This window comes from Arthrobacter sp. GQ119, assembly GCF_059759125.1.
Genome location: NZ_JCAXEA010000012.1, coordinates 153,629 through 164,779, shown reverse-complemented (window position 1 = coordinate 164,779; position 11,151 = coordinate 153,629). Strand labels below are relative to the sequence as shown.

Below are 11,151 nucleotides of genomic sequence, written 5' to 3'. Positions count from 1 at the left end.
AGTCCGCGAGTCCGTGGAGCTGGCCGCGTCCAACACGTTGATGGATGCCGGACAGGAGCAGATCCAAGACACCTGCCAGGTGCTGAAGGAAGTCATCAGGGACATGGCAAAGCAGGTTGCCGCGTCAAACTGGCAGGAGATTGCACGGCTGGACATGCAATTCCACACCTCCTTCGTCGCAGGAACAGGAAATACCCGGCTGATCCGGATTTACGAGACGCTGGCGGCCGAATCAAGGATGTGCATCCTCAACCTGGAAGTCTCCTACCCCCGCCTGGACGTGCTGGTCCAGGAACACCAGAACCTATTGGACCTGCTCGAAGCAGGCAACAGGACGGGGCTGCAGCAGGCCGTCAAACGGCACCTGCAAAAGGCCGTTGAAGATCTCACGGCAACGAGGGAAGACCGGGAGATCATCGCCTAGCTACGGTGTTCGAGCAGTATCCATAGTGAAGAGGTGGCCAGGTCCTACGGACCTGGCCACCTCTTCCGTTTCTCCCCAGTGCCCCGTCTGGGTCCTGGTCCCATGTGATAAGCCCGTCGTCGATGAAAGCATGGAAAAAATTCCTGTGAATTGTCGATGATCTGCGATCCCGGCGGGTGCATTATTTACATAGGAACGTTAGGGCCAAGCTCAACTAGAGGGACGCCGTGAAGAAACTAATCCATCCAGAAGGGGAATCCGCCGTAAGAGGGATTGACTCCTCGCTCAAGCCAAGGCTCCGGCGGCGGAGCACTTTTGAATACGTCGCGTGGATCGCGTGTGGGCTCTTGGCCTTGGGCATTCTGATCTCAGTATCGACCAACCCGAACTTCAGGTGGGGTGTTGTCGCCCAGTACTTCACGCATGAATCGATCCTCCGTGGCCTGATGCTCACCATCTTCCTCACGCTTGCCAGCATGGCCCTGGGAACGCTCCTGGGCCTGGCCCTGGCAATCATGCGGTCCTCGAGCATCAAACCGGTTGCAGCCACAGCCAACGTCTACATCACCCTGTTCCGCGGCACCCCCGTCCTGGTACAGCTCATCTTCTGGTTCAATATCGCCGCGCTGTACCCGGACCTGTTCATCGGCATCCCGTTCACGGACATCGGCACCGCGATCGACATTAATGCCCTGATGGCACCCATCACCGCGGCCCTGGTTGGCCTGACGCTGAACGAGGCCGCGTACATGGCCGAGATCATCCGCGGCGGGTTCTCCTCGGTCGGCAAGGGCCAGATCGAGGCCGCCGACTCCCTGGGCATGAGCGGTGCGATGAAGATGCGCAAGGTCATCATCCCGCAGGCGATGCCCTCAATCATCCCGGCGACCGGCAACCAGGTCATCGGCATGTTCAAGGAAACCTCCCTGGTCAGCGTGCTAGGCGTCGCCGAGCTGCTCCAAAGCGCCCAGCTCATCTACGCCCGCACCTACGAGACCATCCCGCTGCTGATCGTTGCCAGCCTCTGGTACCTGGTGATGACCCTGCTGCTGAGCTACCCGCAGTCCAAGCTCGAGCAAAAATACTCCCGCGCAACCTCCCGGCTCCCCCGGAAAGCAAAACTTGTGCTGACAGAAGCGGAAGGTACGGCCCGATGAGCACCGTGGAAGGACTGTTTGTCCTGGAGGGAAGGCCCACGGCGCAGCTGATCGCCGATCAGCTGCGGGAACAGATTGTCCAGGGGACCTTCCGTCCGGGACAGCAGATCAATGAATCTGCCGTGGCCAGCCAGCTGCGCACATCCAGGGGCCCGCTCCGGGAAGCATTGCAGCGCCTGTGCCAGGAGGGGCTCCTGGTCAGCCACCGCAACCGTGGCGTCTTCGTCACGGAGCTCTCGACGGATGACGTCAAGGAGATCTACGCCGTCCGCGAGGCCTTGGAATCAGCCGCCGCAAACATATTGATGGACGCCGGGCCGGAGAAGATCACTGCCACCTGCGACGTGCTGAAGGGAATCATCAAGGACATGGCAAAGCCAGTTGCCGACGCAGACTGGCAGGCACTTGCACGATTGGACATGCAATTCCACATCTCCTTCGTGGCGGGCACTGGCAATACCCGCCTGATCCGGATTTACCAGACACTCGCAGCCGAATCCAGAATGTGCATCCTCAACCTGGAAGTCTCCTACCCCCGGGTGGACGTGCTGGTCCAGGAACACCAGATCCTCCTGGATCTACTGGAAGCAAAAGACAGAAAGGGACTCCAGGACGCCATCAAACGGCATCTCGGAACGGCCGTTGAGGATCTCACCGCGCCTACAGCCTGACAAAGCGAGGCGCGCTTGCGTCCTAGCAATTGTCAACAATCGACGATAAGCTCTAGAGGAAATCTTCCATAGATACAGGACGTTGCTCCTCCGGCGCTGAGTCCTGCCGAGAGAGAGAACGCATCGTGTCAATTGCGCCCACCAGTCCCGTAAGCCTCCCGTGGGCAGCCCGCACCAAGGGGCTGGTCGGTTCGATCATCGATTCGAGTACGTCCCTGCTGCAGCGGCAGACACACGATATCGTCAGCTTTGCGATGGGGAGCCCGGCTGCCGAAGCGGTTCCCTCCGATGCTTTCAGCGAAATCTATGGTTCCGTTCTGGCCGACGTCGGGGCCGGAGCTTTCGCATACGGGGCCACCGAGGGCGAAAATGCACTCCGCGATGCCCTCCTTGCATACCTGGAAACCACGCCCGAACGCACGACTCCCGAACGGCTGCTCATCACGAGCGGCGGAATGCAGGGGTTGGACCTCGCGGGCAAGCTGTTTGTTGACCCCGGCGACCTTGTGATTGTCGAGGCACCGACCTACACCAACGGCAGCGCCACGCTTCTGGCTTATGGTGCGGACATCGTTGAGGCACCCATTGACGACGATGGCCTGATTGTTGAGGCATTGCCGGAGCTGGTGCAAAAAGCCGGGCGCCTGCCCAAGGCCATCTACGTTATTCCGAACTTTCAGAACCCTACCGGGACGGCAATGTCCCTGGAGCGCCGGCTGCTTCTGCTGACCCTGGCCAGGGAATGGGGCAGCATCATCATCGATGACGACCCCTATGGCATGTTGCGTTTCGACGGCGAGCACATCCCGGGATTCCGCGAACTGGGCTGCGGGGATCCGCTCGTCTTCTCCGTCCGCACCTTTTCCAAGATCCTCGCCCCCGGGTTGCGTGTCGGCTGGGTGGACGCCGATCCCGCCGTCGTCGCGAAACTCATTGATGCAAAACAGACGATGGACACCTGCACGAACGTGCCCAATCAGCTCCTGTCGGCAGAGTTCCTTCGCCGCGGCGACCTTGAGCCGCATCTGGAGCGGCTCCGCAGCGAATATTGCAGGCGGATGAGGGCAATGCAGGAGTCCCTGGAGCGCCACTTCGGCGGTCAGGCGACCTGGACGGATCCGCAGGGCGGATTCTTCCTGTGGCTCACCTTCGGTGAACACGTCGACACGTCGAAACTCTTTGAGTTGGGCGTCCAATACGGGGTGGCATTCATCCCCGGGCGCGCGTTTTCTGTGACTGGACAGTTCGGCAACGCCCTGCGGCTGTGCTTTGCCTCGCAAACGCCCGAGCGGACCGAGCAGGGCATCTCGCGACTCGCGGAGGCGCTCAAAGCCCTCTAAGTGCAACCCTAGTTATTACGAATGATTCTTGATAGCATTAGATTGTTGGCTATTCAGCCTGCATGGAAAATGCATCAATCACTGCCCGGCGGACGAGCTGGTGGCAGCAGAATCGGGAGCAACACATGAGTACATCGACGGCGGCACGCAAGTCGCGCGCGGAAGCCACCGGTGCCGGTGATGCCCCGGCCAGGGTGGAAGCTTCACCGCGGCTTCTGCTGGCCAGCCAGCTCATCTTCAACATTGGCTTCTTCTCCGTGATTCCGTTCCTGGCAGTGGCCATGCGGGAAGACTTTGGCATGGGCGCCATGGCAATCGGGATCGTCCTTGGCGCACGCACCTTTGCCCAGCAAGGGCTGTTCCTATTCGGCGGGGCCATCGCCGACGTCTGGGGGGCACGCCGGGCGATGATCACCGGATGCCTGGTGCGGATCGCCGGATACCTGCTCCTGGTCCTGGCCGAAGATTTCCCCCTCTTCCTGCTCGGTGCCATTGTCACCGGGGTTGGTGGCGCCCTGTTCTCGCCTGCATTGGAAAGCCTCCTGGCAGCCGCTGCACAGCGCCGCACCACCCGCCCCAAAACCACCCCGAACAGCACCACAAAAAGCAACCAGGGCTCCACCCTCTTTGCCTTGCTGGTGGTCTTTGGGGAAGTAGGCGCAGTTGTCGGCCCGCTGCTGGGTGCCCTTTTGCTCAATACCGGCTTTGACACTGCCTTGCTGATAGGGGCCGGGGTCTTTGCCCTGATGGCCCTGGTCTTCTTGCGCTTCCTGCCTAAAACGCGCCCCGCCAGCTCCAAGGCTCCCGCCGAAAAGTCCGCACCGTCGTCGGGAATTTGGTCCTGCTTCGGCGAGAAAAAGTTCATCTCGTTTGCAGCCTTCTACAGCGTCAATCTCCTGGCCTACAACCAGCTCTACTTCGGGTTGCCGGTCGAACTCCAGCGCAGCGGCGCCGGCATCGGCGCGCTGGCCACGGTATTCGCCTGTGCATCTGTCCTGACCGTCGTCCTGCAGTGGCCGATGGCAAGGCTCATGCGCCGGGCAGGGGCAAAGGTTGCCCTCCCCTTGGGATTTGCCCTGCAAGCCGCAGGTTTCGGTTCCCTTGCCGTCATGGCCGTGTTGTCTCCGCCGGACGGGTTCCCCATCCTGCCGGCCCTTCTGCTCATCACGGGCCTTTCCCTCGGACACATGTGCGTGACGCCGGTTGCCATGGGACTGGTACTCGAGTATTCCGCCGGGCGTCCTACCGGAGCCTTCTATGGCTTACTCGCCAGCGCGGGAGGGGTCGCCGTCCTCCTGGGCAACACGGCCCTGGCCCCGCTCTACGAACTTGCCTACACACCATCCATGACGGCGGCCGCTCCGTGGGTGCTGTTGACCCTGCTGGCCGGCATCTCGGCGGCAGCCATTAACCGCTTCCTGCCGAAAACAAAGGCCCAGCTCGCACAGAAACTTCACACCGCCTGAGTACTTTGCGATCCCAGTGCCGGCCTAGTCCGTCTCCGGCCCCGTGCAGTACCAGCAGTCGTCTTCGCAGGTCAGCCACACAGTGTCGTTCTTCATTATTGTCCCCTTCCATGGCCGCCACGAGGCTGCCCCGCAAGGAAACGCATCCTCGCGCTTCCGGGGCCCTTGTGCCGGCGTGTGCAGTCTAGGAGGACAACGTAGCATGATCGTAAATTGTTGACAATCCCCAATCTGTAAAGGAGCTGACCAGCCCAGCCGGGACGCTGAAAGAACTCCCTAAAGCAGAGAACGACGGCGGGAGGCTGGCAGATCTGCCAGCCTCCCGCCGTCGTACTCAACTAAAGGGCGCTAACCCGCCAGCCCGGCGAGGCCGAAGATGGCGGCCGCGATGGCGAAGCCCATGGTGCCGATCAGGGTTTCCATGACGGTCCAGGTTTTCAATGTGGTCTTGACGTCCATGCCGAAGAAGCGGCCCACGAGCCAGAAGCCGGAGTCGTTGACGTGCGAGACCACCACGGAGCCGGCGGCCACGGCGATGACCAGGGCGGCGATCTGCATGCCGTTCAGTCCGGCCGTCGCAACGGCAGGAGCGATGAGACCCGCGGCGGTGGTCAGGGCGACGGTGGCGGAACCCTGGGCGATGCGCAGAATCGCGGAGATCAGGAAGCCGGCGAGGATGAGCGGGATGCCCAGATTGCCGAGGACGTCGGCCAGGGCATCGCCGATGCCGGAGGTGCGCAGCACTCCACCGAACATGCCGCCGGCGCCGGTGATGAGGATGACGGAGCAGACCGGGCCCAGGGAGGATTCGAGCAGCTTTTCCAGTGCGCCGTTGGTGGTTCCGCGGCGGGCGCCGAGGACGAACATCGCCACCAGGACGGAGATGAGCAGCGCCACCGGCGTTTCACCGATCGTGCGCAGCACCTGGAACCACTGCTCGTCCCGGGCGGTTTCCGGCAGCACCCCGGAGGCGGCGAAGGTGTTGAGGCCCGTGTTGATGAAGATCAGCACCAGCGGCAGGAGCAGCAGGCCGATGATGGTGCGGAACCGCGGCGGGTGGGCTTCGGCTTCGGCGCTGGCGTGGCCGAGCAGTTCCGGAACCGGGAGCTGCAGGCGCTTGCCGGTCCACAGGCCGTACAGGTAGGCGGTGACGTACCAGGTGGGGATGGCGGTGAGCAGGCCGGCGATGGTCACCAGGCCGACGTTCGCCTCAAAGAAAGCCGACGCCGAGACGGGGCCCGGGTGCGGCGGCAGGAAGATGTGCATCACGGAGAACGCGCCGGCTGCCGGAAGGCCGTAGCGCAGCACTCCCCCGCCGAGGCGGTGGGCCACGGCGAAGACCACGGGGAGCATCACCACGAGGCCGGCGTCGAAGAAGATGGGGAAGCCGAAGATCAGGGACGCCAGGCCCAGGGCAAACGGGGCGCGCTTTTCGCCGAACATGCCGATCAGGTAGTCGGCCAGGACCTTCGCGCCGCCGCTGGTTTCGACGATCCGGCCGAGCATGGCGCCCAGGCCAACGAGGAGAGCCACAGTTCCGAGGGTTGTCCCGAAGCCGTTAATCAGCACCGGTACCACCTGGTTAGCGGGAATGCCGGTGGCGAAGGCAGTGGCGAGGCTGACGACGATCAGTGCCAGCAGCGCGTGCATGCGCAGCCTGATGATCAGGAACAGCAGGACGGCGATTGCGGCCGCCGCGATGAGCAGCAGGGGGCCTGCGCCCAGTGTTTGGGTCCATCCTTCGATGGTCATGGTTCTCCTTTGAAACAGGGTCTTGCTAATTGGGTGGTGAAAGCGTGCGGGTCAGCGGGCGGAGCGCGCCGGGTCCGGGTCCGGGTCGTACGGCAGCTTGAGCGCGGCCACGATGGCCGCGATGAGTTCCTCCGGGGAGCGGGAGATGTCCAGCCGCAGGCTTCCATCCGCCAGTTCCTCTGGGCTCAGCGGCTCCAGGGCGGCGAGCTGGCTGGGCAGGAGGGTGGGCGGCATGAAGTGGCCTTCGCGGCCCTGCATCCGCTCGCTGATGAGGGCGGCCTCGCCGTGCAGGTGGATGAAGAGGACGCGGCCTTCCGCCTCGGACAGCAGCTGGCGGTAGCTGCGCTTGAGGGCCGAGCAGGTGAGCACGGTGCTGTGGCCGGCCTTGGCCTGTTCTGTCATCCAGTTCCGGATCTGAAGCAGCCAGGGCCAGCGGTCCTCGTCCTGCAGGGGAATGCCTTGGCTCATTTTGTCGATGTTGGACTGCGGGTGGAACTCATCCGCCTCGGCGCATGCCCAGCCAAGCTGCTTTGACAGGGCCGCGGCGATGGTGGATTTGCCGGAACCGGCAACGCCCATGACCACGAGATGCGTGGCTGGATACTGCATGTTTACCTCCGAAGAAGACGTCTTTGGCTTGTGGAAGAAGCTCAATCGGCAGCCCACTAGAACTGCGCTGCAGATAAGGTATCACCAATTGAGACCAAAGATACTATCTTTACGTGTCACAGGTCATACCTTTGGCGTCACCTTCCGGTACGCTGTGAGAGCGCGCTGCAGCAGCGCAGAGGGAAGGCAGGAAGATGTCGACGGCGACAGCAGACCACGTGGATCACGCGAACGACGGCGGGTCCCCCGCCATGCATGAACGCGTGCTGGACGCTGTTGGCGTGGCTATCGCCGCCGGTGAACTCCCGCCGGGAAGCCGCCTCACCCTCGAGGGGCTGCAGCAGGAATACGGGATATCGCGCACGGTCGCCCGCGACACGATGAAGGTCCTGGAATCAATGAACCTGGTGTATTCGCGGCGCCGCGTGGGCATCGTGGTGCAGCGCCGGGAGCTGTGGAACGTCTTTGATCCGAAGCTGGTGCGGTGGCGCCTCGCATCGGACCACCGGGAGCGGCAGTACAGCAGCCTGACGGAGTTGCGCATCGCCGTCGAACCCATTGCCGCGGCCGGCGCCGCCCGCCGGGCCAGCGCCGCGGAACGCAGCCAGCTCGTGGCGTTGGCCGCGGACCTGAGGCGGCTGGGCGAAGCCGGCGAACTTCAGGGGTTCCTCGAAGCCGACATCGCCTTCCACCGGCTGCTGCTGCAGAGCTGCGGCAACGAGATGTTCACGGCCCTCGAGGGGATGGTGGCGGAGGTGCTCACCAGCAGGACCCGGCAGGGACTGATGCCCTTCAAGCCCCGCGCGGAAGCCCTTGACGCCCACGAGGAGGTCGCCGCAGCCGTGGCCGGCGGGGATGCCACGGCGGCCGAGACCGCCATGCACCACATCCTGGACGAGGTGCGGAACGCGATGGGCCTGCACTAGCCTCCGGACCCCTGGTCACTCGTAGGCGGGGTTGAAGATCCTGGCCTTGTAGAAGCGCGCGTCGGACCAGCCGCGCTCATCGGTCGGCGTCCCCAGGTCCTTGCCGATGCTGACCTGAGTGCCCATCTCGCCGGTGTCGGGTGAACCGACCACCCAGATGTACTCCTTGGTGGCGGGGTGCCGGGCGATGGACTTGACCCGCCCCTTGGCCCAGATCGGCTTGCCGATCACCTTGCTGTTGCTGTTGACGTCGTAGCGGTAGACGCCCTTGCTATCGGTCAGCAGGAGGTGGCCGGGACTGGTGTAGTCGGGCTGGAGGTCGTGGCCCATCCTGGCGCCGGCGTGGTCGATGACCACTTCGCGCCAGACGTCGAGGTCGGTGTGCCGGCCGGAACCCTTGACCTTGTAGCCCACGAGCTTGCCGTCGCCGAGCACCCACAGCACCCCTTGGGAAACCTCGTTCCTGCGGCGCGGATCCCAGACGATGCCATGGGCGCCAGGGAAGCTCCAGGAGTTGACCTTCTCATAGCTGTCGAAGTCGTTGATCTTGTCCGCGTTCTTCGGGGAGTAGAGCTGGAGGTTCTTCCCGCCCTTCGAACTGGCGGTGAGGATCGAGCCGTTGTGCGGGATCCTCTCGATGGAGTGCGGGTTGTCATCCGGGTAGGCCTGCCAGATCAGGTCGTTGTCCGAGTCGGTGTGCTGGCCGCGCTTGATCTGGACGATTCCGGCGGCACCGCCGGAGGCGCAGACCAGCGCGATCCGCCCCCGCGCCTGGGTCTTACGGATCTTGACGTCGGAGAGGTCCGTCCACCACTTCTTGCCGAGCCATGGTTCCTTGCCTTCGAAGGACCAGATCACGGCATCGTCGTTCCACCGCTGCGCGTTGCGGTCGTAGATCCGCACCGTCTTGGAGTTCTGGTCAACCACTGCCAGGTGGTAGCCGGCAGCGGCGTGGGCGGCGCCTCCGGTCAGGGCCGATGCCGGTCCGAGGACGGCTCCCGCGGCCAGGCCCTTGAGCACTGTGCGCCTGCTCGCCGTGGTCCGGCTTTGGGTCGTCTGCTTGTTCAGGTTTCCGAGCGTGCCGGCACCCAGGTCAAAAATGGCCATAGTTTCCCCCAGCAGGAATGTCGGATCTTCCGACGCCGGATGACGCCGGACACCTTATCCACCTTGGGGAACGGAGTGGGATATGTCCAGTCGATGCAGTAAATGAATGCAGGTTTCTGTTTGACTTGCGTTTTGCCGCTCGTTCAGTGACCGGGAATCAGTCAGGGCCGCGCCGCCCAGGAGCGAGCAGCACGGTAGAGAGGCAACACCCCCGTGGCGCCTCAACCTGCCTTGCGTCCCTTTTCCCCTTCTGGCCTCAAAAGCGAACCCCCAGAAAAACCGAACTGGCTTTAAAAAAAATATCGGCTATAAATGAATCAGGATGTTTTTTCCTTCAGTGCACGATTTGAGAGGAAAGATCTCATGTCTTTTATCAGTAACGATCACACCATTCGAAATTTTCCTGAGGGTGGAGGGTCTCCGAAGGGTTCCCCGGCTGGGTCGCCCGTTATCCGCCCCGACCATTGCGGTGAGGCGATGCAGCTAACCATTCATAAGGCTGCCGCTGCGGAAGATTCCTCGTCACTGGGTTTGGCGGATTGCACGTCCGACCTGCGACTCGTTTGGCAATGCCACTGCGGCTTCAGACTGGACCCACAGCCGGACCCCCGGGAAGAGGTCTGGGCCGCTGCCGCCCGGGTTGAAAGCAGCCGGTGGGAAATGGACCACGCCGTCATCCAGCTGCATAGGGCTCTCCATGCCGCGTCGGCCAAGGGAACGCCGGATGACCTGCTTGCGGAATCTGCCCAGCTCTCGCTCCAGGAAATCCAGATAATCCTTGCCCCCGGCAACCGGTAAAAATACCGCAATGCATAAATTCGGTTCATTCAAGCACCGACAGCCCCTTCGTCGGTTAATGCCTGATCGTTGAGAATTGCTAACTGCAACCTTTTTATTTTTAGATGGAGTCAAAATGCCGAACAAAGTTCCTCATAAGGGAAATGCCAAAAAGCAGGGAAAAGCGATAAAGGAGAAACGGGCAGAAAAGAGAGCCCACGGCGCGACGGAAAGTTTTATGCCGAAGACCAGAAAGACCAAGAATACTGCGAGGCCCTTGTAAGGCCGGTATCGATAGGGAGGTTCCCGATGCCGTTATCCGATAAAGAGCGGAAGGTGCTTGAAGAACTGGAGCTGGACCTGGCCGCAGACGATCCGCGTCTGGCCCGAGAACTCTCGTCGGGCCAGGTCGAGAACAGGTTCAGGGCAAGTAGATTCTTCGCTGCCATCGTGTGCCTGCTCGGGGTTGTGGTGCTGATTGCAGGAATCGAAGCTCAACTGACCGTCATCGGCGTCGGTGGCTTCTTGTTAATGGGAACAGGCACCTACTTTCTCCTGGAGAGCGCACGCTGACCCGATTTAGCCCAACAACCCCTCCTATAATGCGCGCCTGAACGGATGGGCGCCCGATCTAAGGATGATGTAACCGTGTCAGGAACATTCGAACTGGTGGTAACCAGCCGGGGTAACTTTGCCTTCAGACTGCTCTCCCACACCGGGAAAGTACTAGCCGTGTCGGGACCGTACACGGACAAGGACTCGTGCGTTGCAGCCATTCGCGATGCACGAGAATGTGCAGCTATGGCGCTCATTAACGACCGCACCCCCCGGCCGCGGCCGCGTCAGCCCTCCGTGCAATCGCCTACCCGATCATGGGGTGGCTAAGGGGGCACCACGAAGCCCTGTTGAGACTTTTCCGTGG

Annotated in this window: 12 protein-coding genes; 8 read left to right on the top strand and 4 right to left on the bottom strand. The window is 62.4% G+C overall.

The features are described 5' to 3' along the window. The 5 genes from AC6CH3_RS12975 to AC6CH3_RS12955 form a co-directional block, all read left to right on the top strand. Positions 1 to 424, top strand: a 424-nt coding sequence (locus AC6CH3_RS12975; protein WP_498132826.1) for an FCD domain-containing protein, incomplete at its 5' end; no start/stop codon positions are given. A 353-nt stretch (positions 425 to 777) separates the two neighbouring features. After that, positions 778 to 1,581: an amino acid ABC transporter permease gene (locus tag AC6CH3_RS12970; protein WP_498132825.1), complete on the top strand. Its 804-nt coding sequence runs from the start codon at positions 778 to 780 to the stop codon at positions 1,579 to 1,581. Then, on the top strand, positions 1,578 to 2,252 hold the full coding sequence (locus tag AC6CH3_RS12965; protein ID WP_498132824.1) for a GntR family transcriptional regulator: 675 nt from the start codon (positions 1,578 to 1,580) through the stop codon (positions 2,250 to 2,252). Before AC6CH3_RS12970 ends, AC6CH3_RS12965 begins: the two co-directional genes overlap by 4 nt. Positions 2,253 to 2,383: 131 nt before the next feature. Next, on the top strand, positions 2,384 to 3,592 hold the full coding sequence (locus AC6CH3_RS12960; protein WP_498132830.1) for an aminotransferase-like domain-containing protein: 1,209 nt from the start codon (positions 2,384 to 2,386) through the stop codon (positions 3,590 to 3,592). A 125-nt stretch (positions 3,593 to 3,717) separates the two neighbouring features. Continuing rightward, entirely contained in the window at positions 3,718 to 5,058 is a 1,341-nt protein-coding gene (locus tag AC6CH3_RS12955) for an MFS transporter (protein WP_498132823.1), read from the top strand. A gap of 348 nt (positions 5,059 to 5,406) precedes the next feature. Here AC6CH3_RS12955 and AC6CH3_RS12950 read toward each other — a convergent pair whose 3' ends face one another. Beyond that, positions 5,407 to 6,810: a GntP family permease gene (locus AC6CH3_RS12950; protein ID WP_498132822.1), complete on the bottom strand. Its 1,404-nt coding sequence runs from the start codon at positions 6,808 to 6,810 to the stop codon at positions 5,407 to 5,409. Positions 6,811 to 6,861: 51 nt separating this feature from the next. After that, positions 6,862 to 7,419: a gluconokinase gene (locus tag AC6CH3_RS12945; RefSeq protein WP_498132821.1), complete on the bottom strand. Its 558-nt coding sequence runs from the start codon at positions 7,417 to 7,419 to the stop codon at positions 6,862 to 6,864. Between the two features lie 194 nt (positions 7,420 to 7,613). Between AC6CH3_RS12945 and AC6CH3_RS12940 the strand changes: the two genes are divergently transcribed. Next, positions 7,614 to 8,345 (top strand): FadR/GntR family transcriptional regulator, encoded by a 732-nt coding sequence (locus tag AC6CH3_RS12940; RefSeq protein ID WP_498132820.1) that lies wholly within the window; start codon positions 7,614 to 7,616, stop codon positions 8,343 to 8,345. 15 nt (positions 8,346 to 8,360) lie between these two features. On the opposite strand, the gene AC6CH3_RS12935 is transcribed toward AC6CH3_RS12940, so the two are convergent. Further along, positions 8,361 to 9,452 carry a DUF6528 family protein gene (locus AC6CH3_RS12935; protein WP_498132819.1) on the bottom strand — a complete coding sequence of 364 codons (1,092 nt, stop codon included), beginning with the start codon at positions 9,450 to 9,452 and terminating at the stop codon, positions 8,361 to 8,363. Positions 9,453 to 9,974: 522 nt separating this feature from the next. Further along, positions 9,975 to 10,283 (bottom strand): hypothetical protein, encoded by a 309-nt coding sequence (locus tag AC6CH3_RS12930; protein WP_498132818.1) that lies wholly within the window; start codon positions 10,281 to 10,283, stop codon positions 9,975 to 9,977. A gap of 255 nt (positions 10,284 to 10,538) precedes the next feature. On the opposite strand from AC6CH3_RS12930, the gene AC6CH3_RS12925 reads away from it, so the two are divergent. Beyond that, positions 10,539 to 10,802, top strand: a complete 264-nt coding sequence (locus AC6CH3_RS12925) for a DUF3040 domain-containing protein (RefSeq protein ID WP_498132817.1) — start codon at positions 10,539 to 10,541, stop codon at positions 10,800 to 10,802. Between the two features lie 45 nt (positions 10,803 to 10,847). After that, positions 10,848 to 11,114 (top strand): YegP family protein, encoded by a 267-nt coding sequence (locus AC6CH3_RS12920; RefSeq protein ID WP_498132816.1) that lies wholly within the window; start codon positions 10,848 to 10,850, stop codon positions 11,112 to 11,114. The last annotated feature ends 37 nt before the right edge of the window (positions 11,115 to 11,151 follow it).

What these genes read in the sequence shown, in the direction of transcription:
- AC6CH3_RS12965 (WP_498132824.1), top strand. Translation starts at nt 1,578, where the DNA reads ATGAGCACCGTGGAAGGACTGTTTGTCCTGGAGGGAAGGCCCACGGCG.
- AC6CH3_RS12955 (WP_498132823.1), top strand. Translation starts at nt 3,718, where the DNA reads ATGAGTACATCGACGGCGGCACGCAAGTCGCGCGCGGAAGCCACCGGT.
- AC6CH3_RS12950 (WP_498132822.1), bottom strand. Translation starts at nt 6,810, where the DNA reads ATGACCATCGAAGGATGGACCCAAACACTGGGCGCAGGCCCCCTGCTG.
- AC6CH3_RS12945 (WP_498132821.1), bottom strand. Translation starts at nt 7,419, where the DNA reads ATGCAGTATCCAGCCACGCATCTCGTGGTCATGGGCGTTGCCGGTTCC.
- AC6CH3_RS12940 (WP_498132820.1), top strand. Translation starts at nt 7,614, where the DNA reads ATGTCGACGGCGACAGCAGACCACGTGGATCACGCGAACGACGGCGGG.
- AC6CH3_RS12935 (WP_498132819.1), bottom strand. Translation starts at nt 9,452, where the DNA reads ATGGCCATTTTTGACCTGGGTGCCGGCACGCTCGGAAACCTGAACAAG.
- AC6CH3_RS12925 (WP_498132817.1), top strand. Translation starts at nt 10,539, where the DNA reads ATGCCGTTATCCGATAAAGAGCGGAAGGTGCTTGAAGAACTGGAGCTG.
- AC6CH3_RS12920 (WP_498132816.1), top strand. Translation starts at nt 10,848, where the DNA reads ATGGGCGCCCGATCTAAGGATGATGTAACCGTGTCAGGAACATTCGAA.